Genomic DNA, 25,108 nt, shown 5'->3' on the forward strand with positions numbered 1-25,108 from the left:
CGCTTTCGCGCAGACTTTGGCGCGATCAAAGGCGCCGGAAAGGCACGCTCTATAGCATGGTTTGAGGAAATTGCACCCCACCAGATGAAGATGCTCCGGCTTCTCCATTTCCCAGCGTCAAGATTTCATATAGCGTGACATTCATGCATCCAGACATCATCGAACTGCGATCATTTTACGACACCACGCTGGGCCATCTCGCGGAACGCGCCATTCGCATGGCGCTTGCCGGCCTATGGGGTCACGTGCCGGGAGAGCGGCTTGTCGGCATGGGCTACAGCCTGCCCTATCTCGACCGCTTCAGCGCCGATACGGAGCGGACATTCGCGTTCATGCCTGCCGGTCAGGGAGCCGTCGCCTGGCCCTCAGTAGAGAAAACGGCAACAGCGCTTGTTTTCGATGAGGAACTGCCGCTACCCGATTCCTCGATCGATCGGGTGCTTATGGTGCATGCGCTGGAGTATGCGGAAAATCCGACAGAAACGCTGAAAGAGATGTGGCGCGTCCTCGCCCCCAATGGGCGGCTCGTCATCGTGGTGCCGAACCGGCGCGGTGTCTGGGCCCGCTTCGAGCATACACCTTTCGGCAGCGGGCGACCTTATAGCCGCACACAGCTGACGACCTTGCTGCGTGAAGCGAATTTCACCGTGAGCACGGTGAGCGATGCCCTGCATTTTCCGCCCGCCACGCGCCGATGGATGATGCGGCCCTGTCTGGCGCTGGAAGGCATGGGGCGGAGACTGTGGCCGGTCTTTTCAGGCGTTCTGGTGGTGGAAGCGCAAAAGCGTCTTTATCAGGGACTGCCTGTCGCACAGCGCTCCTCGCGCCGTGTCTTCGTTCCGGTTCTCGCACCTCAGGGCACACCTGTTGGCGGATTACGGAAAGCACCGGCACGGACAAGCAAGACAGATCAAAAGAGTTAGGGCATTTGCGCATCATCGCCCGGGAAAACGTACAGTTGCTGCGGTCTGCAAGTATTACCGAACAAGGTTTTTCTCGACTTGGACGCAATGGCGGGATATGCCGCCATCGTAACTTTAACCCATCGTAACTTTAACATTGACCTTTTGGCGGAGCCAAAATCATGACCGATACGCAGAACCTTACCCGTCCCCAGCCCAAGGCAGGCCTGCTCGACATCGCAGCCTACGTACCCGGCAAGGAACATGTGGAAGGCGTTGCCAAGGTCTATAAGCTCTCCTCCAACGAAACGCCAATCGGGCCTAGCCCGCATGCGGTCGAAGCCTATCGACACGCAGGCGAGAAGCTGGAGCTTTATCCCGATGGACAGGCCCTGGCGCTGCGTGAGGCAATTGCCGAAACGCAGGGGCTCAACATGGCCAACATCCTGTGCGGCAATGGTTCCGACGAGCTGCTTGGCCTGATCTGCCAGACCTATCTTGCTCCGGGCGACGAAGCCATCATCACGGAGCACGGTTTTGCCGTCTACAAGATCCAGACGCTGGGTGCCGGCGCGACGCCGATCACGGTGAAGGAGAAGAACGAGCGTATCGACGTGGATGCCATTCTGGCTGGCCTGTCGCCACGCACGAAGATCGTCTTCATCGCCAATCCGGCCAATCCAACCGGAACCTATCTGCCTTTCGAGGAAGTCCGCCGCCTTCATGCCGGATTGCCGAAGCATGTGCTTCTGGTTCTCGATGCGGCCTATGCAGAATATGTTCGTCGCAATGACTATGAATCGGGCCTCGAACTCGTTTCATCCAACGAGAATGTTGTCATGACGCGCACCTTCTCAAAAATCCACGGGCTTCCGGGTCTACGTATTGGCTGGATGTATGCGCCGCTGCATGTGGTCGATGCCGTCAATCGCATCCGCGGGCCATTCAATATGAATTCGGCCGCCATTGCCGCCGGTGCTGCGGCCATCCGCGATCGCGCCCACGTCGAAAAATCGATCACCTACAACGACAAATGGCTTGGCTGGCTGACCGAAGAGTTCACCAGACTTGGTCTTCGGGTTACGCCGTCAGTCACGAACTTCCTGCTGATCCATTTTCCGGACAATGGCGCGCATTCCGCCGACAAGGCCGACGAGTGGCTCTCCGGGCGTGGCTATATACTGCGTCGCGTCGGCGGTTACGGGTTCCCCAATGCCTTGCGCATGACGGTCGGACCGGAGGAAGCCAATCGTGGCGTCGTCGTCGCCCTGACCGAATTTTTGAAGTAGTACAATGTCCACGATCCATTTCAACAAGATCGCCCTGATCGGCATCGGCCTTATTGGCTCATCGCTGGCGCGCGTCATTCGACGCGAAAAGCTCGCCGATCATATCGCCATCGCCACGCGCAGCAGTGAAACACTGAAGCGGGCCGATGAACTGGGTCTCGGTGACAGCTACACCACCGACAGTGCTGAGGCCGTCAAGGATGCCGATCTGATCGTTGTATCTGTGCCGGTCGGCTCGTCAGGAACGGTTGCACGCCAGATCGCGGCAAACCTCAAGCCCGGTGCCATCGTCACCGATGTTGGCTCCACCAAGGCTTCCGTGATTGCGCAGATGCAGCCGGAATTGCCGGACAATGTGCATTTCATTCCCGGCCACCCGCTCGCAGGCACGGAATATTCCGGCCCGGATGCCGGCTTTGCAGAGCTTTTCACCAATCGCTGGTGCATTCTGACGCCCCTGCCCGACACGAGTGAAGCAGCTCTCGAAAAGCTGAGCGAGTTCTGGGTCGCCTGCGGCTCACGACTTGATCGCATGGACCCGCAGCACCACGATCTGGTGCTGGCCATTGTCTCGCATCTGCCGCACATCATCGCCTACAATATCGTTGGCACAGCCAGTGATCTGGAACAGGTGACCAAGTCGGAAGTCATCAAATACTCGGCTTCCGGTTTCCGCGATTTCACGCGACTGGCCGCATCCGATCCGACGATGTGGCGCGATGTATGCCTGCACAACAAGGATGCCATCCTCGAAATGCTCGGGCGTTTTTCGGAAGATCTCGCCTCGCTTCAGCGCTCGATCCGCTGGGGGGATGGTGAAGCGCTGTTCGACCTTTTCACGCGCACGCGCGCTGTCCGGCGCGGCATCATCGATGCAGGTCAGGAAGTGGATGCGCCTGATTTCGGCCGTCAGGCTGCAACGCGTACCAGCGAGCAAAAATAGGGCGCATATTGCGTTACAGCGCAGGCAACCGCCCGAGCGGAATAAATCCAGCGCTGACCTTACCCTTGCGAACGGCAATCTCCATCACGGGATTGCCGTTTTCATCTTTCGGCATGGCCGAGAGAGCAAACAGAACGGTAGCGATATTGCCACCCTGCTCGGGAAACACTGTCTGACCAGCCTGCGCCAGCGATTGCGGGTTAACCAGTGTCAGCTTCACATCGGCATTGATCAGCCCGTCAGCATCGACCGAAAACGGTCCGGCTACCGAAACCATCGCTCCATTGGGCATGGACAGGAAAGCCTGATTGACGGTACCGGAATGCCCGCGCAACCGTTCATGAAAGGGAGCGTCACCCCTTGCGAGCAACGTCGCGGCATCGGACACATCGATATCCGCCACACCGTCGATTTCAGGGCTGGTGGCTGTACCAATCGCTGCCTTGGCAAGTTTCAGACCGGCAAAGCGACCATTGACCTTCAATGTGTCATCCGAGGCGCTCATGCGGAAATCCATCTGCTCAAGCGTGCTGAGTGGCACTGTCGTGGTGGCTTCGGTGCGAAGACCGACAGCTACTTCACGCGCAGCGAGCTCAATCTCGGTCGGGAACGGACGTGCCAGCCGGGTGTTGGAGGTAAACTTGCTCCAGTTGACTTCCAGCGGTTCCAGCCCCGGAAATTCGATGAAGGCGGGTCCTGTCAGATCGTTCGAGAGGGAACGTGGCGCATAGACCGGGGAACCCGAGGTGAAGCGCCCTGCGCGGAACGCCATGCCTTCAGAAGGACGCTGCCAGGAAATGCTGTCGCAGACGACATTGACGCGCAACGGATAGCCGCCCATGCGCAAGTCTTCGCATTTCACGCCGACGCCCTGAGAGGCGAGCTTGGCCATGTCGGCCTTGGCTCGTGCCTCTAGCCTGTTTGCGATATAGAACCAGCCCGCTGTATAGCCAGCGATCAAGACAAGCAGAATGACAATGAGCGCGATGGGACGCTTTCTGGACTTCGATGCGTTCATTCCAGTATGCGCCATTTCAAAAGCCTTACATTAATCAGACGGTTGTTTCGAAGAGCCTCGCTCCGGGGTCAGACTGAACATTCCAAACCCCGATATGTTTTGCTCCTCCCGACTGTTGGCCATATTATGGCAGGAATGTGCCTTGTGAAGCGATTGAGAAGAAAAATCGAGGGATATCCGTTGATTACCGGTGGAAATCGGCGTCCACTGATCCATTATGGACACCCTTCATGACCACAGCTCTCAATGACAGGCGAATGAACGATTTCTGGGTTTTCGGCTATGGCTCGCTGATGTGGCGACCGGGCTTTGCACATGTGGAGACCGTCCGGGCGCGCCTTTACGGCTACAGGCGCAGCCTGTGCATCTATTCGCATGTCCATCGCGGAACGCCGGACCGACCGGGTCTGGTCCTGGGCCTGGACACCGGTGGCTCATGTCTCGGCATCGCTTTTCGCGTGCCTGGTGACATGACTGGCGAAGTGATGACCTATCTGCGCGAACGTGAAATGTCGAACCAAGTTTATCACGAAAAGCATCTGCGCCTGCGCCTCGCTGACGGTCGCAATGTCGATGCGGTCACCTATGTCGCGGACCGGCACCACATTCAATATGCCGGATCGCTTTCACCTGAGAGTGCCGCAGCGATCGTCGCATCTGCTCGCGGCGATTCCGGTGCCAATGTGGATTATGTCGCCAATACGCTCCAGCATCTGCGCAACATGCGGGTACGCGATCATTGGTTGGAACATGTCAACGATCTCATTCACCACACTATCCAACATCAAACGGGCGGTTCCAGCGGTTAGAAACACACACCGCGCGCCTCAAAAATACCGGCGTTCAATCGCTCGGCCCTTGTTCTCGCCCGATGCAACCGCTACATCTCGGCCAATTGCCAAGGAGGCCTCCATGATCGCATTGTTCCGCACCATTGATTTGGCGCTCGATATCTACACCTATATCATTATAGCGAGTGCCATCTTCTCGTGGCTCTATGCGTTCAATGTCGTCAATTCCGGCAACCGTTTCGTGGCTTCGATCGGTGAGTTTCTCTACAAGGTGACGGAACCCGTTCTGCGGCCGATCCGCAATATCTTACCCAATCTCGGCGGCATCGATATTTCACCGATCGTCCTGCTGCTGATCATCTTCTTCATCCGCCAGTTCATGTGGACGACGCTGCTGCCGCTTTTCCTGTAAGCGCATCACTCGCAAGCCTAAAAACAAAAGCCGACCGGAGTGAAACGAGGATCGATAAGATTATGCTTAAAATAGAAAAAGTAAGAGCGCCGATCTGATCCAATCAGATCGGCGCTCTAAACGGAACGGGAAGCTGTTACTTACTTGCCCTTGGCGCGTTCGATAGCTTCGACGATGAACTTGCGTGCGTAATCTTCGTCACCCCAGTCACCGATCTTGACCCACTTGCCGGGTTCCAGATCCTTGTAGTGTTCGAAGAAGTGCGCAATCTGCTTCAGAGTGATCTCCGGCATATCGGTATAGTCGTGAATCTTCTCGTAGCGGCGCGTCAAGTGCGGCGACGGTACTGCAATAATCTTCTCGTCCTTGCCGGAATTGTCTTCCATGACCAGAACGCCGATCGGGCGAACATTGATCACGCAGCCGGGAACCAGCGGACGGGTGTTGCAGACGAGAACGTCAATCGGGTCACCGTCTTCCGAAAGCGTATGTGGCACGAAGCCGTAATTGCCCGGATAGGTCATTGGCGTATAGAGGAAGCGGTCGACGATGAGGGCGCCGGCCTTCTTGTCCATCTCGTACTTGATCGGCTGGCCGCCGACAGGCACTTCAATGATGACGTTGACGTCTTCAGGAGGATTGGAGCCGATGGAGATGGCATCAATATTCATGATGTGTCCTTTCGTGTCGGGCTCTGATAACGGGTTTCAAGGTTGCGCGCAAGAAAAACGAAAGTTCTAGAAAACGCGGCGAATTGTCGTTCTCGCAACGCAATTGAGCGTGATCAGGCCGTTAACATGCTGTGAGGGTTAGGCGCCGAGCTCGTTCAGTCTTTGAACGGCGGTCGGTGGCATGGGTGGTGGATTGGGATCGCGGCTGGCGGCGACCAGAAATTCGTCGCAGGCCGTCTCGGTCGTTTCAATCAATCTTTTGAGAAATTCATCCTTCGGAAGACCTGCCGGAATTGGCGGCAGAATACGGGCGCGAATGGTTCCCGGATAACGCAGAAATTTGCGGCGCGGCCAGTAGAGGCCTGCATTGTGCGCAATCGGCAAAACCGGCAGATTGAGCGCTTCGTAAAGATGGACGATGCCATATTTATAGTGCGGTGGAGCACCAGGCGCCCGACGCGTTCCTTCTGGATAGATCAGAATCTGGCGGCCTTCCGCGATCGCCTTTTCTGCGCCCTTGGTGATGGAATGCAGTGCCTTGACGCGAGAACCGCGATCGACCGGGATCATCTGCATTTTCGCGATATACCAGCCGAAAAGCGGAATGCGCATCAATTCCCGCTTCAGGATCAGCACGGGATCGTCAAGATAGGGCAGGAAAGCATAGGTATCCCAGGCAGACTGGTGCTTTGGCGCACAGATATAAGCGCCCTCAGGAATGTTCTCCAATCCTTCAACCACATAGTCGGTGCCGACAATATGCTTCTGGAGCCAGAGATTGACCCGTGCCCACAGCTTCGGCACGATCCAGGCCTTCTTGCGGGGCAGAAGAAAATAGAAAGGCGTATAGACGATCATCTGAACCAGTGTGCAGATATAAAACGCCGCATTGAACAAGATTGAGCGCAGATAGAGAAGCATCAGTCGGTGGAGACCCTGGCTAAAGCATTTTCGTTCCCGACTTCCGGTAAACGATCACGCACGAATTCTGGACTTTCTGCAGAAAGTGACGGCATCGATATATCAGGAAGAACGGCCATTTCCATCAGGAAATCGTAATCCGGCAGCAAGATCAATTCTCGGTCGTTACACTCTGATTGGTCTGCGTTCCGAACAGTTCGGTCGTACCCACACGGACAGCGGCGCCAAGATATTTCACATATTCGATGAAGAGCACGCGCAATGTGTCGCCTTCGGAAACCCAGCTATGTTCGCGGCGGTCCCCGTTCACGACCGGATAGGGAATGAATTCCACATCCTTCATGCGATAGGACATTTCCAGCGTGCTGCGCGGAATATGGTAGTTGTTGGTGACCAGGATCACGCGACGATAGTTGTTGGTACGAATCCAGCGTTCGCTTTCGGTCGCGTTGCCAATGGTGTTGAGCGCCGACCGGTCGAGATCGACACAGCAATCGAAGAGACTCTGGTCGGCATGGGTCGCACGCTGCAGTGCCTTTTCATTGGTCGCCGGATGAACACCACTGATCAGAAGCCGCTTTCCTCGCTTGTCCTTCAGAAGATCAACCGCAGCCTGAATTCTGGACTGGCCACCGGTGAGAACGATGATGGCATCGGCAGGCTCATCGATAGCCGGCGGCTGCATGCTGGTGACCTTTTCACCGAACGCGACGAAGCCGACGAGAAACGCCAGAAGAATAACAAATAGAACGATGGAAACGGGCTGGAGACGTCTGAACATGCGCATCATGACAGACCATAGGAAATTGCCGGAGGCAAGTGCAAGAGATTGCAGGTGAGCGCCATTCCGGCTGCGGCGCCAGACCACATCTCCTGAAGAAAACCCGTTTGCTGTCTGCCTCTGTGCCACTGCATCGTCACTCGACCGGTGCCCGCCCGATAGCGCTTGCGGGATTCGCATACCATCTCTTCTTCCATCATAGCCAGCATTGCGGCGAGAAGTCGGAGAAGCGGACGAAAATCTTGTCCGGAAAGCGCCTATATCGGAAAAGGTCTTCATTCGGAGCGCACTCCCGGACCGTCCATGGTTGCAAGCTGGCGGATCACCGTCAGGCGGCTGGTCAGCATGGTCAGGAAACTGACCAGAATAATGATGACGGCAGCGCCGATATAGCCATCGCGCCCGATGGCGAAATTGCCGAACATGGCGGCAGCCTGATCGCCTTCAGGTGTAGCCATATGGCTCGACGCCCACCAGGAAAACATCAGGAAGACTAGCATTGCCGCCGCGCCACCGCACAGTGCGCCTTTCAGTGCTGTGCGGAAGAAGTGCCATTCAAACTCGCGCGCCACGAATTTCGATTCCGCGCCGATGAAATGCAGAACCTCGATAATATGGCCATTGCCGGACATCGCACCGCGCGTGGCAAAGATAACGGTTAGAACGGTCGCAGCGATCACAAGCGAGAGAACGCCTGTGCCGACGAACACCGTCGTATGCGCCATGGAGACGAGACGGTCGACCCAGGTGCGGTGATCATCGAAGGTCGCAGCCGGAATGGCGCGGGTGATTTCAGTCCGCATGGTTTCGAAATCAGGTGGCGCATTTTCATCGATCGTAACGACGACAAGACGCGGCACAGGCAATTCATCGATGTTAAGGCCACTACCGAGCCATGGTTCGAGCAACCGGGCGGTCGCATCCTTGTCGATGATGCTGGTGCCTTTCACACCGGCAAAACCACGCGCGATTTCGCTGGCCTGAGCCAGCGCCTTTTCCATATCCTGCCCGTCGACAGGCCGGATCTGGATCGTGGCTTCGCGAGCTATCTGGCTCTGCCAGGCAGCGGCCGAGGCGCGAACGAGCGTCACGCCGCCCATCGTCAGGCAGGCAAGAAAGGTCATGATCGCGATCACGATGACAAGTGCGGTTCCCGTTACGCTGCCGTCAGGCACGATGGGACTCGGTCCCTGACGCTTCCGGCGTTTGCCGATACGAACGAGCAGCATGTCCTTGAGGTCTTCGAAACGGACCCGGATGTCATCCAACGTACGTCGCCAGGCGTTCTTTGCATCAATCATAGATGTCCAGCCGCCCATGTTCGAGGATCATGCGTCGCGCATCCACCTGCTCCATCAGGGAAAGGTCGTGGGTCGCGATAATCACAGCCGTGCCCGAACGGTTCAGCTCGGTGAAAAGGCGCAGCAGACGCTTCGCAAGCGGCGGATCGACATTGCCGGTCGGTTCGTCGGCCAGAAGAAGTTCCGGCTGATCAATGAGCGCGCGCGCAATCGCTGCGCGCTGCTTCTCACCGCCTGAAAGAACCGGCGGCAGAACATTCATGCGGTCGCCGAGCCCGACCCAATGCAGAAGTTCCTCCACCTCATGACGATAGGTTGCCTCTTCCTTTCCGCGCACGCGCAGTGGAAGCGCCACATTCTCATAGGTGGTCATATGGTCGAGCAGGCGGAAATCCTGGAACACGATGCCAATACGACGGCGCAGAAGCGGAATTTCCGCATGATTGAGCCGCGCAACATCCTTGCCGAAAATATTGATAAGACCGCGTGTCGGCTTCAGGGCCATGAAAAGAAGGCGCATGAGCGACGTCTTTCCTGCCCCGGAAGGGCCGGTCAAAAACTGGAATGAACGCGGCGGAATATGGAAACTGACATCGCGCAGGATCTCAGGACCCATTCCATATCGCAGGCCGACATTCTCGAAACGTATCACCGGGCTGTTTCTCTTCAATTGTCCGCACGTTGAACGACGCACGGATGACATCGATATCAAATCGACCTTTATCCTCTATGGTTAATGTTGCGTTAATTCCGCTCGAACGAGCCTTAAAAAATGCGTGACCGAGGCTGTGGCCATGAAGCATTAACCATTATGAGCCAGTGTGTGGCACCGGTCGAAGGGGCGAAAAACGCAAAGGAAGATGACGGCATGATGGCGAAACAACCATCGACAGCGCAGATGTCGCGCGCGCCTTCGCGTGAAAACCATCGCGCGACATGGTTTGCTTCCGATGCTGGACTGATTGAAGACGCCGAATTCGAAACCATCGTTCCGGGGTCATCACCCCGGAAATTCCTCTCGTACGGCATTCCGCAGAAGCCGCTCGCCCCACGCAAGCTGATGTCCGAAACAAGTCTTCCCAGCGGATGGCCGGGATTCGGATATTGGGTTTTCGTCGCTCTTTGCGCGACAACCGCTTTCTGGATAGCGGGCGGATATACACTGCTTGCTGGCAAACCTCTTTCCGGCGGGCAGCCAACCTTGCCGCTCATTTCGGCACTTCAGCTTACTGATCTCAAAACCAGCGTCGGAATGCATGACAAGGGCAAGATTCTGAGTGTCGGCGGCCGCATCCGGAACACCACATCCGAAGAACGCGCCACGCCGCCGCTGATCGTCATAATCACCTATAGCGACGGCAGCAAACGCGAACGCCGTCTGGCTCCTGGTGAAGCAATGCTGAAACCGGGTGCATATATCGACTTCGAAACGATGCTTCCGGCGCTGCGCGGCACCATCGAGAAAGTCGATGTGCGATTGGCCACCCCGGCCTAGCAAGGCCGATCCAAAAAACTAGCCTGGCGCCTCCGGCTACTGCCAGCAACCGAGATTGCGCCCTTTGAGATTATGCGCATCGATATCGACCACAAGGCGCGGGTCTTCGCGTAAAAGAACCAGCGTCGTGCGCTGTTTGAGATCGATCTTCTGCCAGCCCGTGCATTCGGTTGGCATTGGCGTGCTGTCGATCTTCACCTTTTCCGTCCACGCAGTTGCCGTGCAGCCGGATAGCGCCGCAACAATCGGAACGACCCTAACGACATTTAGAACAAGCCTTTGTGTTTTCGTCCCACGATGAGTGTTCAAGGCTGGCAACTCCAATCTGCCCCGCGAAATCCCTGCCAATCGATCTTGCATTGGCCAGCGTCGCCCGTTCGACATCTGCGCTTATAACGTGCCGCCGCCCTTCTCCGCAATATAGCTGAGCGGGATCGACAGCTTTTAAAAAAACCCAGCCGACCAACTCTTACTATCCATCGAAACCCAATTTAGAAGAGATATAAAAGCAAACACGAATATACGAAGAATAGCTTTTTCGTTTACTGAAATGACGGGAAAAATCCACAGAGAACAAAAGCCTCCAATCAAGTTAAACATGATTGTCCGAAGAAAAAGACGATTATATGCTTCTTGCTAAATGATTCGCATATGGCATTTTTCACTACACCAACCCTGGGGATTTCCATGCTGAACAAATTGTCGGCTGAATTTTTCGGAACATTCTGGCTTGTTTTCGGGGGCTGCGGCAGCGCAATCCTCGCCGCAGCCTTCCCTGAACTGGGCATCGGCTTTCTCGGCGTTGCTCTCGCCTTCGGTTTGACTGTCCTGACCATGGCTTATGCTGTGGGCGGCATTTCCGGCGGCCATTTCAACCCGGCTGTCTCCTTGGGCCTCATGGTGGCTGGTCGTCTTCCAGCCAAGGACCTGATCCCTTACTGGGTTGCGCAGGTTCTGGGAGCCATTGCGGCTGCAGCAGTTCTCTTCCTTATCGCCTCGGGCAAGGAAGGCTTCTCCGCCGGCGGCCTCGCTTCCAACGGCTATGGTGAACTTTCACCGGGCGGCTACAGCATGATGGCGGGCCTGCTCATCGAGGTTATCCTGACGGCCTTCTTCCTTATCATCATTCTGGGCTCCACCTCGTCGCTGGCTCCAGCTGGTTTTGCTCCGATTGCCATCGGTCTCGGTCTCACCCTGATCCATCTGATTTCGATCCCGGTCACCAATACGTCGGTAAATCCGGCCCGCTCGACCGGCGTTGCTCTCTTCGCCGATACAGCAGCACTCAGCCAGCTCTGGCTGTTCTGGGTTGCGCCGCTCGTCGGCGCGGCTATCGGCGCGATCATCTGGAAAGGCCTGCTCGGCAAGGATTGATCCAGAACGACAACAATGAAAGGCCGGTTCATTCCGGCCTTTCTTGCTTTCAGAACTCTTTTGCAATCGTCTCGAACAGAGCCGCACAAAAAATGGTTCCGATCATGGGAAGGATGCTGTAAGTAACATCTATCTTCTTGTTGTAACGCATTATCCGACGCAAAGCTGCTTCGCACTTTTGCTGGAAATGCTCCAGATGTTATGAGCAATGTCCCCCTCTACCGATGCTTCTTCTGCGGATCGTTACGCAGCTTTCCGGCACTCTGCCTTCAAAAAATACTGGGGCGCCCGTTTCCTGAGCGCATTTGCGGTGCAAATCGTGAGTGTGTCAGTGGGCTGGCAGATTTATGACCTCACCCGCGACGCCTTCAATCTGGGCATGGTCGGACTGGTGCAATTTCTACCGGCCCTGTTGCTGGTTCTCGTAACCGGTGCTGCTGCCGACCGCTTCGGCAGACGCTTCATCATGGGCTTGTCACTTATCCTGGAAAGCGTGGTGACAGCACTGCTGCTCGGTCTGACGCTCGCCGGTCTGTTCGAGCCCCTGACGGTCTTTGCCTCACTCACACTTTTCGGCGTTGCGCGCGCATTTCTCGGACCCTCCTCAGCATCGCTGGTCGTCAATCTCGTGCCGACCGAGGATTTCGCCAACGCCGTTTCGTGGAATTCATCTGCATGGCAGGTGGCAACAATCGTGGGACCTGTCGCAGGTGGTCTGCTCTATGGCGTTTCGCCGGTTGCAGCCTATTCCGTCGCCACACTGTTCTTGCTGATTGGCTCCGTGCTGATCTTTTCCATTCCAAAGCCCAAACAGCACACGCTTGCCGAGCAGCGCTCGCTGACAAGCATGCTCGCTGGCTTCCGCTACATCTGGAAGGAAAAGATCGTCCTTGGCGCCATCTCGCTCGACCTCTTTGCCGTTCTCCTTGGCGGAACGGTGGCGCTGCTGCCGATTTATGCGCGCGACATCCTCGATCTCGGTCCTTGGGGCCTCGGCCTGCTGCGATCCGCTCCCGGTATCGGCGCTGTTCTGACCGCCGTCTGGCTTGCCGGACACCCGATCCGCGACCATGCAGGTCGCGTGATGTTCATCTTCGTCGGCCTGTTCGGTCTATTCAATATTATCTTCGGTGTCTCGACCCTGACATGGCTGTCGGTCATTGCTCTGGCACTTGCAGGTGCCGCTGACATGATCAGCGTCTATATCCGTGAAACGCTTATGCAGCTCTGGACGCCCGATCACGTGCGCGGTCGTGTCAATGCCGTCAACATGGTCTTTGTCGGTGCATCGAATGAACTGGGCGAGTTTCGCGCCGGCCTGATGGCTGCGGCCATCGGCGCTGTTCCCGCTGTCGTCATCGGTGGATTGGGATCGATCGCCGTTGCTGTTGCCTGGGCGGCAATGTTCCCGCAATTGCGCAAGGCCCGTCACCTGCAGGGACGGACTTGATCTCTCAAATCAGAGGTGATCAGGAGGCGGACGTGCTACGATTCGCCTTGTCCATGCGATCCTGAATGGCATTCCGGTCGTCCTGCCGGATGCCAACGAGTTCCGCCACGCGCCACATTACGTCGGCCTCGACTTCGCTCACTTTGCCGTCGGCGTAGACCATTTCCCACATCAGTCCGATCAGGTCGAGGCGAGCCTGATAATCAAGCTGCCGCTTCAGAACCGAAGTGAAATCCGAAAGGTCAATAGCTTCCTGATCGGCCTTTTCCGCCGCCTGTATGAGTTGTTTCAGACTGTCGCCTTTAAGGCCATATTTCTGCGACAGCATCGAAGAAAGCTTCTTACGCTCGCTTTCCCGCGTTTCGCCGTCGGCATCCATGATGTGATAAAGCAAAGCGGCGGCGGCCAGTCGTGGATCATCATTGGAAAATTTTTCGCTCCGGTCACGAAAACCGTTGGCGGGAAGCTCTTTTAAAAAATCCAGAAGACGATCGAACATTCACCCTCGCTGCCATGTTTGCGACTTGCCAGCCGTTACGGCGATTCCGGCATCTTTGTTAGCAACATCGAAGGTAACGAGCTGAATGCGCCACGCAAGACGGTAAACAGTCTTGCGCGACCGTTTACCGTCCAAGAGATGGGCTGCGTTGTTTTTCGGCAACGATTTCCCGGAAGCCTGATCAGAAAAGCCTCAATCCGCTCTGGGCTTTTTGCGAAGGCTTGTTTTCGTCGACACCCGGATCGTCCACCACCAGATGCGCACGACGCGGCTCGTCCTCCATATCGTCATCAGTCGCGACCACATTTGGGACAGGCGGCTTCACCTCCTCGATCTTTTTTACCGAAGGGGCTGGCGATACCTTGACCGGCTCGGCGGCAGGCACGATGACTTCAGCCTCCTCAACATCGCGAACAGGCGACTTTCTCTCCACGACGGCTGATGCATCCACTACGCCAGCCTTGTCTTTCGGCTCTGCAAGAACCAGCGGATTGCCCGGCTTTGCTTCCACCGGGCCTTTGATTTCAGGTTTTTCCGCTTCAATGGCTGGAGCAAGTTCCACGACGGGAACCTTCCACTCGAAGCTGTTGAGGCGTCCCGTAACCGGCGATACAGGCGACCATTGTTCTGAAACATAACCGTCGGCAGTCCACGCGGGATCACGCGGCGCCTTGACGGCCCGCGCCAGCCATTCACGAACCTTGCCCTGATCACCCGTTTCAGCTTCTTCAATATCGGCAAGCAACAGATAGGCGCTTTCGCGTGGCGAAGCGCGCAGAACCTGTTCGGCATTGTCGCGGGCAAGGCGATAATCACCCGCCTCATAGGCAGCGCGTGCCAGAGCAAGACTGCCCTCGGCATTGTTGGAACGCAACGAGACGAGATGCCTTGCGCGCTTCAAACGGTCCTGAGCCGTATCACCTGACCGGGCGTAGACATACGTCGAAGCAATGTCTGGATGCGGAAACCGTTTCCATGCCGCTTCCAGAATTTTCGAACCTTTTCGCATATCGCCATCGGAAAAAAGCGCACGCGCGGCAACCACGGCAGCAGGCACCAGATCGGGTGTCAGCTTGTTTGCCTCCAGTGCCAGCGCCTTTGCCTGCGCATGATCAACATCAGCGACTGCCATCGCCTTGGCGGTCAAAAGCGCAGCGCGTTCTTTCTTCACCACATCCTTGCTATGGGCGAGTGCCTGTTTGCGTGCATCGACAAGCTTCAGCGCCGCATCCCAGTCGCCCTCGGCACAAAGCTGGCCCATCATGGCTGACGAGGCCCATTCAAGCTGCGGCGCTTGGCTCGCGGCTTCGGCGGCATAATGGCGTGCGGCATCGAGAGCGCCAACGCGCTGGGCTTCGATGTAAAGCCCGCGCAAACCGAGCAACCGTGTCTCGGGATCATCCACCATCGCTTCGAAGCCTTTGCGGGCATCTTCCGTGCGCCCTTCCAGCATAGCGGTCTGCGCTTCGAGAAGCTTTATCAGCGGCTCCTGATCGGAACTCAGCAATTTGCCGGCCTGCTTGGTCATGCGGCGCGCTGCTTCCGCATCGCCGGCCCCGGCTGCAATCAATCCGGTTGAAAGCGACTGATAACCGCGATCACGCTTGCGCGCACGAAAATGCCTGCGCAGCGTGTAAGGTGACTGGATGATGCTCTTGACCAGCCACCACAGGATCAGCATGGCCGCGACGATGGCAACGATCCCCGCAACAGCGGTTATCAGCGGCACATTGTAATGATTGCCCGCAAAAGTGACATCAAGTTCACCCGGACGGTCCGCAAGCCAGGCAAAGCCGAAACCAAGCGCGGCAACGACGACGAAATAGAACAGGACACGCAGCATCGGCCCGCCTCCTACTGACCGGAAGAGGCCGGAGCCTCGCCGGTTTCGCCCATAGTCGATTTGGGTTTCAAGCTGTCGGCAACGAGGCGCTGCACCAGTGCATCAGCGTCACGCCGCGCCCGAATCTGATCAGCGAATTCCTGCGAGGTAGCCTTGGCATCAGCAGGCAACTGTTCCCATTCGCTGAGAGCACGCTCCAGATCACCCGCCTGCAAGGCGGCCTCCATTCGGGCCGTGATCGGTCCGACACCAGTGCCGGTGACATTGCCCGCAACCGGGCGCACGCTTACCAGTCCTCTGGCGCTGGCGACAAGCTGATCCCAAATTCCGGCATCGGCAGGCAGCTTGTTTTCCGTCGCGACGATCCGGTTCGCAACAGCACCGAACCACGCATTCAGGTCGGCAACGGTCGGAACGCCCTTGTCAGCGTGGGCGCGCAGCTGTTCGATGGATGCCTCGTTCGGTGTAACCGAAGCGTAAGTGTCCAGTTCCGCTTTGAAAGAACCACCACGATCAATCGCCGTCTTCAGCGCATTGGCCGCTATAAGCGCCGTCGCATCGGGCTGGCGTGAAGCCTGGGTGACCTTCTCCTGCAAGGAGGTCAGCTTCGATTCGAGCGATGAAATCGTGCCGCTGTTTCCCGAAACTCCGGCTGTCGCCTCGTCCGCCCGGTTCTGTGTCGCTGAAAGCTTGCTTTCCAGCGCGTCCAGCCGCTCGGTCAGAGCAGTGGTATCGACTGCCGCGTCCTGCTCAGCCTCTTTCGGCAAGGCGGCAAATTGCTGCTGAAGATCGGCGAAGGAACCTGCCACCGCCTCTGCCTTGATCTCGGCTGCCTGAACATTCTTTTCCAGAGCCGCAAGCTGCGCGCGGCTTGTATCGTCAAGCGGCGCCGGTGTCGGATTGGTCCGCAAGTCGGCGATCTGCTGTTCCATATGCGCAAGCTGTTCCGCTGTCACTCTCGCGCCCGGAGAGGGGATAACATTGCCCCATTGCAGAGCCAGCAAACCGCCAAGCCCGATTACACCACCAGCAATACCGGCCAGAAGATGCGACGCGCCCGCACCGCTCTTTTGCGCAGTCTGCTGGGTTTCTGGTTTCACGCCCGAGGTAAAAGGAGGTTTGGTATAAGTCGAACTTTCCGGCGTTTCCGTCTTCACGGTCTTTTCGGCAGCCGTCGCTTCGGGTTTGGGTGATGCAGGCTTCGGGGTTTCCGGTTTTGGGTTTTCAGATTTTGAGAAATTTCCCACCGGCTCCGCATCTGGCGTCGCCTTCGCCGGTTCGTCAACCCGCTTCACATCCGATGGATCAAGATTGATTGTCACAGGATTACGGGCCGTTTTGGAATGTCGCGGAGTGCCGGGTTTCGCCATGGATCCTCTCGTAAATGCCGATTGGTTGCCTCAAACTCTAACAGATAAAATCGCCAGATGAAGGAAGGTTGCGCCGAAATGAGTCAAAGTTTGGCAAACAGCCGGAAAAGTCCGCCTTCATCCGGGTGGTCTGCGACAAGCGCATTTGCCCGCCAGAGCGACGGCAACCGGTCGGCCACACGGGCAGAAATGCATAAAAACCGCGTTTTCTCGTCAAAAGGCGGCGCGATTTCATGCATCGCTTCGACGAAGCTCGTCGCGGCAACGCCGGAATAGAGCATGACCGCGACAAAAGGCGCGCCGTCAAGCACATTCCGAAGTGCTGACGCAGAATAAGGAATTGTCTCCGTGTCATAGACATCGGCAACATGCATATCGAGTTTGGCGGCCTGTATCTCGTCCTCGAACACCGGTTGGCGCACCCGTCCGGCGAGATAAAGAACACGGGATTGTTCGGGAAGATCGCGCCGCATCGTCGCTGCAAGACGAACCGCATCACCGCCCCCGTCGATCACATGACCGAACCCGGCCTTCTGCGCTGCCTGCGCTGTTCCCTGTCCCACAGCAAAGAGCGGCAGGCCAAGAAACGGCTTCAGCCGCTCCGTGTCGATATGGTGAAAGGCATTGGCGCTCGTCACTGTCAAAGCCGCAAACGGGCCATCGGGCAGAGCAAAGGAAAGCGCAACGGTTCGGCTCAGTGGAAGGAGAACCGGCTCATAGCCCCTCGACGCCAGTTTGGCGGCGGTTTCGGAGCCAGCCGGCTGTGGCCGCGTCACCAGAACGCGACCAAGAGATGCGATTTGTGCTGGCCCCGCCAAATCTACTCCCAGCCCTCGAAGAATTGGGGACCAGCCTTCGCGCGCAGATGCTCCGCGGCTTCCGTGCCGATGGCGGCAGCATTCGATGCCGGACCTTCCGTCTTTATCTCGTGCGCTTCAGACCCGTCCGGCTTCAAAATCATGCCGTGGAAGGAAACCGTATCGCCGTTCACGGTTGCAAGACCGGCAATCGGCGTGCGGCAGGAACCGTCCAGGGCAGCCAGAAATGCCCGTTCGCAGGCAAGTGCAATACCAGTCTCGCGATGCGCAAGGGGCGCCAGCAGCGTGTCGATACGCGTATCGCCGATACGGGTCTCGATGCCGATGGCACCTTGTCCCGGCGCAGGCGGGAAGCTTTCCGGATCGGCCAGGTCGGTAATGACATCGCCTAGCCCCAAACGTCGCAATCCCGCACAGGCGAGAAACGTCCCGTCGACTTCTCCGGCTTCCAGTTTGCGAAGGCGAGTATCGACATTGCCGCGGAAAATCACCACTTGAATGTCGGGACGAAGACGGCGGATCAGGGCCTGACGGCGCAATGATGACGATCCAACAGTTGCACCCTGCGGCAAATCAAGGAGGCGGGAAGCCGTACGACCGATAAAGGCATCGCGCGGATCTTCGCGCTCAAGGAAAACAGAAAGATGCAGACCATCGGGCAGAACCGTCGGCATATCCTTGGTCGAATGGACTGCGAGATCGATTCGACCATCCGTCAGCGCCTGCTCGATCTCTTCGGTAAAAAGCCCCTTGCCGCCGATCTCGGAAAGCGCGCGATCCTGAATGCGGTCACCTGCCGTCGACATGGGAATGATTTCAATAGCTTCTTCCGGCAGACCATGTGCCTCCATAAGGCGACGACGCGTCTCGTAAGCCTGGGCGAGAGCAAGCTTGCTGCCCCGCGTGCCTATCTTCAACGTGCCATTCTTTAAGGATGCTGTTTGCATATTGCGCTGTCCATGGTACCGGATTTTTCAATGAATTATGAGACAGGCAGGGTCTAACCGCAAATGCGCATTCTTGGAATAGAAACAAGTTGCGACGAAACAGCCGCCGCAATCGTCGAACGTGACGGTCAAGGTGAAGGACGGATTCTGTCCAATGTGGTTTTGAGCCAGATCGCCGAGCACGAACCCTATGGCGGTGTGGTGCCGGAAATTGCCGCACGCGCCCATGTCGAAGCGCTAGACCGGCTGGTTGCGCGCGCGCTCGAAGATGCCGACATGAAGCTTGCCGACGTCGATGCGGTGGCCGCCACGGCAGGACCGGGGCTGATCGGCGGACTGATCGTCGGGCTGATGACCGCCAAGGCACTGGCCATGGCGGCACAGAAGCCGTTTTATGCCGTCAACCACCTGGAAGGCCATGCATTGACGGCACGTCTGACCGACGGCCTGCCGTTTCCTTATCTGCTGCTGCTCGTTTCCGGCGGTCATACGCAGATGGTGCTGATACGCGGTATTGGCGACTACGAACGCCTCGGCACCACTATTGACGACGCGCTGGGCGAAGCCTTCGACAAAACGGCAAAGCTTTTGGGTCTGCCTTATCCGGGCGGTCCAGCAGTCGAACGTATGGCGCTTCAGGGCAATCCGAAGCGATTCGCCCTGCCGCGACCGCTGAAGGGCGAAGCACGGCTCGATTTTTCCTTTTCCGGTCTCAAGACAGCGGTGCGCCAGACGGCAACAGAACTGGTTCCATTGTCGGATCAGGACGTGGCCGATATTTGCGCCTCTTTCCAGGCTGCAGTCGCCGACACGCTGTCCGACCGGGTGGGCCGGTCACTTGAACGTTTCAGAAACGAATTTCCCGATTGCGAAACACCGGCGCTTGTCGTTGCGGGCGGGGTCGCGGCCAACAAGACCTTGCGCGCCGCGCTCGAAACTCTTTGCGCCCGGCACGGTTTCAGCTTCATCGCTCCGCCGCTCGATCTATGCACCGACAATGCTGCAATGATTGCCTGGGCCGGTGCCGAACGGGCCGCAACGGAAGCTCCTGATTCGCTCGATCTTGCACCACGCTCGCGCTGGCCGCTTGACGAGAAGTCGGCTCCGCTGATCGGAACCGGACGACGTGGAGCCAAGGCATGAGCGAAAAGACTAGCAAGATTGCTATTCTGGGTGGCGGCGCCTGGGGCACGGCCCTTGCGGCTATGGCATGCAGCAGCGGCCATGATACATGGCTATATGCCCGCGACGAGGCGATGGTCGAAGCCATCAACCGGACACACCGCAATCCGCGCTATCTGGGCGAGATCGAACTTCCCGGCGCTATAAATGCAAGCACGGACGTGGCTGCTGTCGCCGAACATGCGGATGCCGTTCTAGCCGTCATTCCCGCGCAGGCCATGCGCGCCGGGCTTTCGCAGTTGAGCAGTCTTATTCCGCAAACCGCACCCGTCGTGCTCTGCGCGAAAGGGATCGAACGCAGCACCGGACGGCTGATGTCGGAAATCGTAGCTGAAGTTCTGCCGAACCATCGGATCGCAGCGCTATCCGGTCCGAGTTTTGCAACAGACGTCGCCAAAGGGCTTCCGACCGCCGTGACGGTTGCCTGCGAGGAAGCAGCAATTGCCGATCGGCTCGCAGCACTTTTGTCCGGTCCAGCCTTCCGATGCTATTCGACAACCGATCTCAAAGGGGTCGAAATCGGCGGTGCTTTGAAAAATGTCCTCGCTATTGCTGCCGGTGCTGCCGTCGGGCGCGGGTTCGGCGCAAGCGCGCAGGCCGCTCTCGTCACGCGCGGGTTTGCGGAACTCCGCCGCATCGGTCAGGCCATGGGTGCCAGACCCGAAACCATCATGGGGCTTTCCGGTCTCGGCGATCTGATGCTGACCTGCTCTTCGTCGCAGTCACGCAATTACTCCTACGGGCTGGCACTCGGACGAGGCGAAGACCTGACCAATCGACCGCTTGCCGAAGGCGTGGCGACCGCACCGATTGCCGCCGAACTATGCCGCAAACATGCTATCTCCGCACCCATCATCGATGCGACGGGTGCACTGCTTGACGGCACCATCACCATTGACGAAGCCGTGACGGCTCTGCTCAACCGACCACTCAAGACCGAGGACTAGAGCGTGATCCCGAAGGTGGGAACCGGTTTTCGGACAAGATCATGCTCGAACGGAAAGGATAATTGACAATGCTTTTTGCTCTTCTGTGCAACGACAAGCCGGACCATCTGCAAGTGCGCCTCGATACGCGCCCTGCACATCTCGACTATCTCAAGGGTCTTGGTGACGGGCTGAAGTTCGCAGGCCCCTTCCTCGGTGAAGACGGCAAGCCAAACGGCAGTCTGGTCGTTGTCGAAGCTGCCGACAAGGCCGCAGCAGAAAAGATCGCTGCCAATGATCCTTACGCACTGGCAGGCCTGTTTCAGAACGTAACCGTGCGTCCGTGGAATTGGGCGATCAACAATCCCGCCAACGCTTGAGGCTCATGACTGATGGCTTACTGGCTGTTCAAATCCGAACCGTTCAAATGGTCATGGGAAATGCAGAAAGCCCGTGGCGAAAAAGGCGAGCAATGGGACGGCGTGCGCAATTATCTGGCGCGCAACAACATGCGCGCCATGAAACTGGGCGACAAGGGCTTCTTCTATCATTCCAACGAAGGGCTGGAAGTCGTCGGCATCGTCGAGGTCTGTGCGCTGGCGCATCATGACAGCACGACGGACGATCCGCGCTGGGAATGCGTGGATATCAGAGCTGTGCGCGACATGCCGAAGCCGGTAACGCTGAAAGATGTGAAAGCCAATCCGAAGCTAGAGAAGATGGCGCTCGTCACCTCGATGCGTCTTTCGGTGCAGCCAGTGACGGAAGATGAATGGATCGAAGTCTGCCGCATGGGCGGACTGGACGCAAAGAGCGCTTTGGCATGAGCATGTCTGCATCCCCAAACCGGTTCCCGCTTTAGGGAGACATGCTCTGATGCTCGATCCGGCACATAAAAGCGCGCGTGATTTCATTCTGGCCAATACCAGCCTGCAAGCGCCGCCGCACGTGCCGGAAATTCGTCTGCATCTGGCCGATGAAGCGCACGACCTTTGGCACAAGACCGAGGAAGAGCTTGCTACAATCGGCCTGCCACCGCCCTTCTGGGCTTTCGCCTGGGCTGGTGGTCAGGGTGTGGCACGCTATATCCTTGATCATCAAGAAACGGTGAAAGACAAGACGGTACTCGATTTTGCATCCGGTTCCGGCCTTGTCGCCATTGCCGCCATGCAGGCAGGCGCGTCGAGCGTGCTGGCGTCGGACATCGACCCCTTCGCGCTTCCGGCCATCGAGATCAATGCATCGGCCAATGGCGTGTCGGTGCTCCCCTCATTGGATGACCTCATCGGGCAGGACGGTGGTTGGGATGTGATCCTGGCAGGCGATGTCTTTTATGAAAAGCCGCTCGCCGAGCGGCTTATTCCCTGGTTTTCAAAACTTGCCGAACGTGGCGCCCGTATCGTCGTCGGCGATCCGGGACGCGCCTATCTACCGAAAGACCGGCTGCAGCAACTTGCCGTCTATACCGTGCCCGTCACCCGCGCCCTTGAAGACGCTGAAGTGAAGCGAACGACCGTCTGGGCGTTTATTTAAGCAAATTTCTTCGCACCCGCCACACACACGACGACCACCGCTGCCGTCGCGACCATACCCATACTGACGGGTTCCCCCGCAATACCGGCAGCCAGCATAAGGCCAAAGAAAGGCTGGAGAAGCTGTAACTGGCCGACAGTGGCGGCACCGCCCTGCGCAAGGCCGCGATACCAGAAGAAGAAGCCGATCAGCATCGAAAACAACGAGACATAGCCGAGGCTTATCCAGGCTGGCGTACCGATGCCCGCCCATGTCTCCGGACGCGTCAAGACACTCAGCGGCAGCATGACCGGCAGCGAGAACACCAGCGCCCAGCAGATAACCTGCCAGCCGCCGAGCCTGCGCGAAAGCTGCGCGCCTTCGGCATAGCCCAGACCGCAGACGATAACGGCAGCGAGCATCAGCACGTCACCCAGAAGCGTGGACTGGCTTCCCTGCCCATAGGCATAGGAAGCGACAATGAGGCTTCCAACCACTGAAAACAGCCAGAACATCGGGCGCGGATGCTCTCCACCGCGCAGGACAGCGAAGATTGCCGTGGCGAGCGGGAGCAGCCCGATGAAGACAATCGCGTGGGCAGACGTCATGTGCTGAAGGGCAAGCCCCGTCAGAAGCGGGAAACCGACGACCACGCCAAGCGCCACCACAATCAACGAGATGGCATCGGTGCGGCGGGGAAAAGGTTCCCGAAACGCCAGCAGAAGCGCCATGCCAAGCAGTCCCGCGATAGACGCTCGCGCCATTGTCAGAAACGTCGGATCGATATCGATCACCGCCAGCCGTGTTGCCGGCAGCGAGCCGGAAAAAATCAATACGCCCAAAAACCCGTTGACCCATCCGGCGGTCTTATTCCCAACATTCTCACGCATAGTGTCTTTTCGACTTTCTCTAAAATCGTATAAGGATTCGTGAGATAATGCCGCGGAACTGCCCGAATAATCAGAGACAGTTTTGGGACAATTCTGGCAAACTGTACTGGTACAAGGGATAGTACAGATGATTTCGACGGGCCTTCTGCGCAGCCTCGAAGCTGTAGAAGCTGCTTACGCAAGCGGAGAAATCGAGCGTGGCGATGAAAACGCTACGGCCGACAGGACGCCGCTCGTTGAAAAGGTGATGGGCATTATTCGCGGACGCATTACGGCGATGAGCCTTGCGCCGGGTGCGCGACTGCCTTCCATCCGTCGCCTCGCCGAAGCGATGAATGTCTCGAAATCCACTGTCGTTGAAGCCTATGACAGGCTGGTGGCGGAAGGCATAATTCAGTCGCGCCGCGGTGCCGGTTTCTATGTTTCGGAGCGCGCTCGCCAGCCATTTTCGCTGGCCATCAACACACCGCACAAGGAGCGCCAGATCGATCCTTTCTGGGTCATGCGACAGTCACTTGAGGCAGACGACACCGCACTTAAACCGGGGTGCGGATGGCTACCCGACACGTGGCTTCCACAGGAAGCGATCCGCCGGGCGATGCGCGCGGTTGCTCGCGACGAGGGGAGCAATATTGCCACCTATGGCGAACCGCTCGGTTTCCGCCCCCTGCGCCAGCACCTTGCTCACCGACTCGGTGAACAAGGCATCGACGTTTCGAGCGGAGAAATATTGCTGGCCGATTCCGGCACGCAGGCCATCGACCTGATCTGCCGTTATCTGTTGCAACCGGGCGATACGGTTCTGGTCGATGATCCCTGCTACTTCAACTTTCAGGCCGTGCTTCTGACACACCGTGTAAAACTGGTCGGCGTGCCCTATACCCATACCGGCCCGGACCTCGAAGCCTTTGCGAGAGCAGCCAGCGAACACGCGCCGAAACTCTATATATCCAATGCCGGATTGCATAACCCGACCGGCGGTTCGATGACGCCAGCCACGGCCCACCGGCTGCTGAAGCTCGCCGAAGCGCATGGCGTCACGCTGGTCGAAGACAATATCTTCGGCGACTTCCACCCCTCGCCTACCCCGCTTCTTGCCGAACTGGACGGGTTCGACCGCGTCCTGCATGTTGGCAGTTTCTCCAAGACGCTGTCCGCCGCAGCCCGCGTCGGCTATATCGCCGGACGTCGCGACTGGATCGACGGGCTGACCGACCTGAAGCTCGCCACCAGCTTCGGGGGCAATGTGTTGTCGCAACAGATTGTGCATGCGCTTTTGACCGATGGTGCCTATCGCCGCCACGTGGACAGCCTGCGCGCCAAACTGGCCGATGCGATGACGCTCATCGCCAGCCGCCTGAAGGCAGAGGGCCTCACGCTGTGGACCGAGCCGCAAGGCGGCATGTTTCTATGGGCTGAATTGCCGGATGGGCTGGACTCCGGCCAGATTGCGCGGCATGCTCTGGACAAAGGCGTCGTGCTTGCGCCCGGCAATGTCTTCAGCCCGTCACATACGGCCAGCCGTTTCCTGCGCTTCAACGTTGCGCAATCGCTGGAGCCGTACATTTTCGCTGTGCTGCGCGATGCGATGAGAGACGCGCGCACCAAAATCGACAGCTGAAAAACTCCCTCAACATTAGCACTCCCGTATCGAAAACAATTTCAAGCAAAAGAGACACAGTCATCTAGACGGCTGCGGTTATACTCCTGCGACATGTCTTTGGAGGAGACATCGCGCATTTCGTCGTCAGTTGGGTGTCGAAAGACATGCCG

General features: G+C 57.7%; 27 protein-coding genes. 14 read left to right on the plus strand and 13 right to left on the minus strand.

The window, feature by feature from the left end; all coding sequences use genetic code 11:
* Positions 1–143 precede the first annotated feature (143 nt).
* The 3 genes from CES86_RS11750 (at position 144) to CES86_RS11760 (ending at position 3,134) form a co-directional block, all read left to right on the plus strand.
* Entirely contained in the window at positions 144–923 is a 780-nt protein-coding gene (locus tag CES86_RS11750) for a class I SAM-dependent methyltransferase (protein ID WP_012091175.1), read from the plus strand.
* Positions 924–1,084: 161 nt separating this feature from the next.
* On the plus strand, positions 1,085–2,191 hold the full coding sequence (gene hisC / locus CES86_RS11755) for a histidinol-phosphate transaminase (RefSeq protein WP_012091174.1): 1,107 nt from the start codon (positions 1,085–1,087) through the stop codon (positions 2,189–2,191).
* 4 nt (positions 2,192–2,195) lie between these two features.
* On the plus strand, positions 2,196–3,134 hold the full coding sequence (locus tag CES86_RS11760; protein WP_012091173.1) for a prephenate/arogenate dehydrogenase family protein: 939 nt from the start codon (positions 2,196–2,198) through the stop codon (positions 3,132–3,134).
* A 13-nt stretch (positions 3,135–3,147) separates the two neighbouring features.
* Here the strand turns inward: CES86_RS11760 and CES86_RS11765 are convergent, their stop codons facing one another.
* The gene (locus tag CES86_RS11765; protein WP_012091172.1) at positions 3,148–4,167 is read right to left on the minus strand and encodes a DUF2125 domain-containing protein; all 1,020 of its coding nucleotides are present in this window, start codon (positions 4,165–4,167) and stop codon (positions 3,148–3,150) included.
* A gap of 215 nt (positions 4,168–4,382) precedes the next feature.
* Here CES86_RS11765 and CES86_RS11770 point away from each other — a divergent pair, with 215 nt between their 5' ends.
* Both CES86_RS11770 and CES86_RS11775 read left to right on the plus strand, forming a co-directional pair.
* The gene (locus tag CES86_RS11770) at positions 4,383–4,961 is read left to right on the plus strand and encodes a gamma-glutamylcyclotransferase (protein ID WP_012091171.1); all 579 of its coding nucleotides are present in this window, start codon (positions 4,383–4,385) and stop codon (positions 4,959–4,961) included.
* Positions 4,962–5,064: 103 nt separating this feature from the next.
* The gene (locus CES86_RS11775; protein WP_010657538.1) at positions 5,065–5,355 is read left to right on the plus strand and encodes a YggT family protein; all 291 of its coding nucleotides are present in this window, start codon (positions 5,065–5,067) and stop codon (positions 5,353–5,355) included.
* A gap of 140 nt (positions 5,356–5,495) precedes the next feature.
* Here the strand turns inward: CES86_RS11775 and ppa are convergent, their stop codons facing one another.
* The 5 genes from ppa to ftsE form a co-directional block, all read right to left on the minus strand.
* A complete protein-coding gene (gene ppa / locus CES86_RS11780; RefSeq protein ID WP_010657539.1) occupies positions 5,496–6,026 on the minus strand; it encodes an inorganic diphosphatase in 531 nt (176 codons plus the stop codon).
* 138 nt (positions 6,027–6,164) lie between these two features.
* On the minus strand, positions 6,165–6,947 hold the full coding sequence (locus CES86_RS11785) for a lysophospholipid acyltransferase family protein (protein WP_010657540.1): 783 nt from the start codon (positions 6,945–6,947) through the stop codon (positions 6,165–6,167).
* A gap of 151 nt (positions 6,948–7,098) precedes the next feature.
* Complete coding sequence (locus CES86_RS11790) at positions 7,099–7,857, minus strand: YdcF family protein (RefSeq protein WP_373366453.1); 759 nt, start codon at positions 7,855–7,857, stop codon at positions 7,099–7,101.
* 146 nt (positions 7,858–8,003) lie between these two features.
* Positions 8,004–9,029, minus strand: coding sequence for a cell division protein FtsX (locus CES86_RS11795; protein ID WP_040130045.1), 1,026 nt, complete (start codon positions 9,027–9,029; stop codon positions 8,004–8,006).
* Positions 9,022–9,645, minus strand: a complete 624-nt coding sequence (gene ftsE / locus CES86_RS11800; protein ID WP_029375806.1) for a cell division ATP-binding protein FtsE — start codon at positions 9,643–9,645, stop codon at positions 9,022–9,024. Before ftsE ends, CES86_RS11795 begins: the two co-directional genes overlap by 8 nt.
* A gap of 252 nt (positions 9,646–9,897) precedes the next feature.
* Between ftsE and CES86_RS11805 the strand changes: the two genes are divergently transcribed.
* On the plus strand, positions 9,898–10,524 hold the full coding sequence (locus CES86_RS11805; protein WP_094514662.1) for a hypothetical protein: 627 nt from the start codon (positions 9,898–9,900) through the stop codon (positions 10,522–10,524).
* A gap of 36 nt (positions 10,525–10,560) precedes the next feature.
* On the opposite strand, the gene CES86_RS11810 is transcribed toward CES86_RS11805, so the two are convergent.
* Positions 10,561–10,833, minus strand: coding sequence for a hypothetical protein (locus tag CES86_RS11810; RefSeq protein WP_094514453.1), 273 nt, complete (start codon positions 10,831–10,833; stop codon positions 10,561–10,563).
* Between the two features lie 378 nt (positions 10,834–11,211).
* Here CES86_RS11810 and aqpZ point away from each other — a divergent pair, with 378 nt between their 5' ends.
* Together aqpZ and CES86_RS11820 are read left to right on the plus strand one after the other, a co-directional pair.
* Entirely contained in the window at positions 11,212–11,898 is a 687-nt protein-coding gene (gene aqpZ / locus CES86_RS11815) for an aquaporin Z (RefSeq protein WP_010657546.1), read from the plus strand.
* Positions 11,899–12,106: 208 nt separating this feature from the next.
* Positions 12,107–13,348 (plus strand): MFS transporter, encoded by a 1,242-nt coding sequence (locus CES86_RS11820; protein WP_012091164.1) that lies wholly within the window; start codon positions 12,107–12,109, stop codon positions 13,346–13,348.
* 19 nt (positions 13,349–13,367) lie between these two features.
* On the opposite strand, the gene CES86_RS11825 is transcribed toward CES86_RS11820, so the two are convergent.
* The 5 genes from CES86_RS11825 to hemC all read right to left on the minus strand — a co-directional run bounded on the left by CES86_RS11825 (position 13,368) and on the right by hemC (position 18,825).
* Positions 13,368–13,847 (minus strand): tellurite resistance TerB family protein, encoded by a 480-nt coding sequence (locus CES86_RS11825; RefSeq protein ID WP_012091163.1) that lies wholly within the window; start codon positions 13,845–13,847, stop codon positions 13,368–13,370.
* Between the two features lie 181 nt (positions 13,848–14,028).
* The gene (locus tag CES86_RS11830) at positions 14,029–15,690 is read right to left on the minus strand and encodes a heme biosynthesis protein HemY (protein WP_094514455.1); all 1,662 of its coding nucleotides are present in this window, start codon (positions 15,688–15,690) and stop codon (positions 14,029–14,031) included.
* 11 nt (positions 15,691–15,701) lie between these two features.
* Positions 15,702–17,060 carry a COG4223 family protein gene (locus CES86_RS11835; RefSeq protein WP_094514457.1) on the minus strand — a complete coding sequence of 453 codons (1,359 nt, stop codon included), beginning with the start codon at positions 17,058–17,060 and terminating at the stop codon, positions 15,702–15,704.
* Between the two features lie 83 nt (positions 17,061–17,143).
* Positions 17,144–17,878 carry a uroporphyrinogen-III synthase gene (locus tag CES86_RS11840; protein WP_012091160.1) on the minus strand — a complete coding sequence of 245 codons (735 nt, stop codon included), beginning with the start codon at positions 17,876–17,878 and terminating at the stop codon, positions 17,144–17,146.
* 2 nt (positions 17,879–17,880) lie between these two features.
* On the minus strand, positions 17,881–18,825 hold the full coding sequence (gene hemC, locus CES86_RS11845) for a hydroxymethylbilane synthase (RefSeq protein ID WP_012091159.1): 945 nt from the start codon (positions 18,823–18,825) through the stop codon (positions 17,881–17,883).
* 63 nt (positions 18,826–18,888) lie between these two features.
* Between hemC and tsaD the strand changes: the two genes are divergently transcribed.
* The 5 genes from tsaD (at position 18,889) to CES86_RS11870 (ending at position 22,466) form a co-directional block, all read left to right on the plus strand.
* Positions 18,889–19,968: a tRNA (adenosine(37)-N6)-threonylcarbamoyltransferase complex transferase subunit TsaD gene (gene tsaD / locus CES86_RS11850; protein ID WP_012091158.1), complete on the plus strand. Its 1,080-nt coding sequence runs from the start codon at positions 18,889–18,891 to the stop codon at positions 19,966–19,968.
* Positions 19,965–20,954 (plus strand): NAD(P)H-dependent glycerol-3-phosphate dehydrogenase, encoded by a 990-nt coding sequence (locus tag CES86_RS11855; RefSeq protein WP_094514459.1) that lies wholly within the window; start codon positions 19,965–19,967, stop codon positions 20,952–20,954. The genes tsaD and CES86_RS11855 overlap by 4 nt, the downstream gene beginning before the upstream one ends.
* 68 nt (positions 20,955–21,022) lie before the next feature.
* Positions 21,023–21,313, plus strand: coding sequence for a YciI-like protein (locus tag CES86_RS11860; protein ID WP_010657555.1), 291 nt, complete (start codon positions 21,023–21,025; stop codon positions 21,311–21,313).
* Between the two features lie 12 nt (positions 21,314–21,325).
* Positions 21,326–21,760 (plus strand): EVE domain-containing protein, encoded by a 435-nt coding sequence (locus tag CES86_RS11865; protein ID WP_010657556.1) that lies wholly within the window; start codon positions 21,326–21,328, stop codon positions 21,758–21,760.
* A gap of 49 nt (positions 21,761–21,809) precedes the next feature.
* Positions 21,810–22,466 carry a class I SAM-dependent methyltransferase gene (locus CES86_RS11870; RefSeq protein WP_012091156.1) on the plus strand — a complete coding sequence of 219 codons (657 nt, stop codon included), beginning with the start codon at positions 21,810–21,812 and terminating at the stop codon, positions 22,464–22,466.
* Here the strand turns inward: CES86_RS11870 and CES86_RS11875 are convergent.
* A complete protein-coding gene (locus CES86_RS11875; protein WP_012091155.1) occupies positions 22,463–23,335 on the minus strand; it encodes a DMT family transporter in 873 nt (290 codons plus the stop codon). The two genes, CES86_RS11870 and CES86_RS11875, sit on opposite strands and share 4 nt — an antisense overlap.
* 127 nt (positions 23,336–23,462) lie before the next feature.
* On the opposite strand from CES86_RS11875, the gene CES86_RS11880 reads away from it, so the two are divergent.
* A complete protein-coding gene (locus CES86_RS11880; RefSeq protein ID WP_094514461.1) occupies positions 23,463–24,956 on the plus strand; it encodes an aminotransferase-like domain-containing protein in 1,494 nt (497 codons plus the stop codon).
* Positions 24,957–25,108 lie beyond the last annotated feature (152 nt).

Source organism: Brucella lupini (genome assembly GCF_002252535.1).
Classification (GTDB): Bacteria; Pseudomonadota; Alphaproteobacteria; order Rhizobiales; family Rhizobiaceae; genus Brucella; species Brucella anthropi.

Excerpts from the sequence above, each read along its gene's own strand:
- CES86_RS11750 (WP_012091175.1), top strand. The coding sequence starts at position 144 with ATGCATCCAGACATCATCGAACTGCGATCATTTTACGACACCACGCTG.
- hisC (WP_012091174.1), top strand. The coding sequence starts at position 1,085 with ATGACCGATACGCAGAACCTTACCCGTCCCCAGCCCAAGGCAGGCCTG.
- CES86_RS11760 (WP_012091173.1), top strand. The coding sequence starts at position 2,196 with ATGTCCACGATCCATTTCAACAAGATCGCCCTGATCGGCATCGGCCTT.
- CES86_RS11765 (WP_012091172.1), bottom strand. The coding sequence starts at position 4,167 with ATGGCGCATACTGGAATGAACGCATCGAAGTCCAGAAAGCGTCCCATC.
- CES86_RS11770 (WP_012091171.1), top strand. The coding sequence starts at position 4,383 with ATGACCACAGCTCTCAATGACAGGCGAATGAACGATTTCTGGGTTTTC.
- CES86_RS11775 (WP_010657538.1), top strand. The coding sequence starts at position 5,065 with ATGATCGCATTGTTCCGCACCATTGATTTGGCGCTCGATATCTACACC.
- ppa (WP_010657539.1), bottom strand. The coding sequence starts at position 6,026 with ATGAATATTGATGCCATCTCCATCGGCTCCAATCCTCCTGAAGACGTC.
- CES86_RS11785 (WP_010657540.1), bottom strand. The coding sequence starts at position 6,947 with ATGCTTCTCTATCTGCGCTCAATCTTGTTCAATGCGGCGTTTTATATC.
- CES86_RS11795 (WP_040130045.1), bottom strand. The coding sequence starts at position 9,029 with ATGATTGATGCAAAGAACGCCTGGCGACGTACGTTGGATGACATCCGG.
- ftsE (WP_029375806.1), bottom strand. The coding sequence starts at position 9,645 with ATGGGTCCTGAGATCCTGCGCGATGTCAGTTTCCATATTCCGCCGCGT.
- CES86_RS11805 (WP_094514662.1), top strand. The coding sequence starts at position 9,898 with ATGATGGCGAAACAACCATCGACAGCGCAGATGTCGCGCGCGCCTTCG.
- aqpZ (WP_010657546.1), top strand. The coding sequence starts at position 11,212 with ATGCTGAACAAATTGTCGGCTGAATTTTTCGGAACATTCTGGCTTGTT.
- CES86_RS11820 (WP_012091164.1), top strand. The coding sequence starts at position 12,107 with ATGTCCCCCTCTACCGATGCTTCTTCTGCGGATCGTTACGCAGCTTTC.
- CES86_RS11825 (WP_012091163.1), bottom strand. The coding sequence starts at position 13,847 with ATGTTCGATCGTCTTCTGGATTTTTTAAAAGAGCTTCCCGCCAACGGT.
- CES86_RS11830 (WP_094514455.1), bottom strand. The coding sequence starts at position 15,690 with ATGCTGCGTGTCCTGTTCTATTTCGTCGTCGTTGCCGCGCTTGGTTTC.
- CES86_RS11835 (WP_094514457.1), bottom strand. The coding sequence starts at position 17,060 with ATGGCGAAACCCGGCACTCCGCGACATTCCAAAACGGCCCGTAATCCT.
- hemC (WP_012091159.1), bottom strand. The coding sequence starts at position 18,825 with ATGCAAACAGCATCCTTAAAGAATGGCACGTTGAAGATAGGCACGCGG.
- tsaD (WP_012091158.1), top strand. The coding sequence starts at position 18,889 with ATGCGCATTCTTGGAATAGAAACAAGTTGCGACGAAACAGCCGCCGCA.
- CES86_RS11855 (WP_094514459.1), top strand. The coding sequence starts at position 19,965 with ATGAGCGAAAAGACTAGCAAGATTGCTATTCTGGGTGGCGGCGCCTGG.
- CES86_RS11860 (WP_010657555.1), top strand. The coding sequence starts at position 21,023 with ATGCTTTTTGCTCTTCTGTGCAACGACAAGCCGGACCATCTGCAAGTG.
- CES86_RS11865 (WP_010657556.1), top strand. The coding sequence starts at position 21,326 with ATGGCTTACTGGCTGTTCAAATCCGAACCGTTCAAATGGTCATGGGAA.
- CES86_RS11870 (WP_012091156.1), top strand. The coding sequence starts at position 21,810 with ATGCTCGATCCGGCACATAAAAGCGCGCGTGATTTCATTCTGGCCAAT.
- CES86_RS11875 (WP_012091155.1), bottom strand. The coding sequence starts at position 23,335 with ATGCGTGAGAATGTTGGGAATAAGACCGCCGGATGGGTCAACGGGTTT.
- CES86_RS11880 (WP_094514461.1), top strand. The coding sequence starts at position 23,463 with ATGATTTCGACGGGCCTTCTGCGCAGCCTCGAAGCTGTAGAAGCTGCT.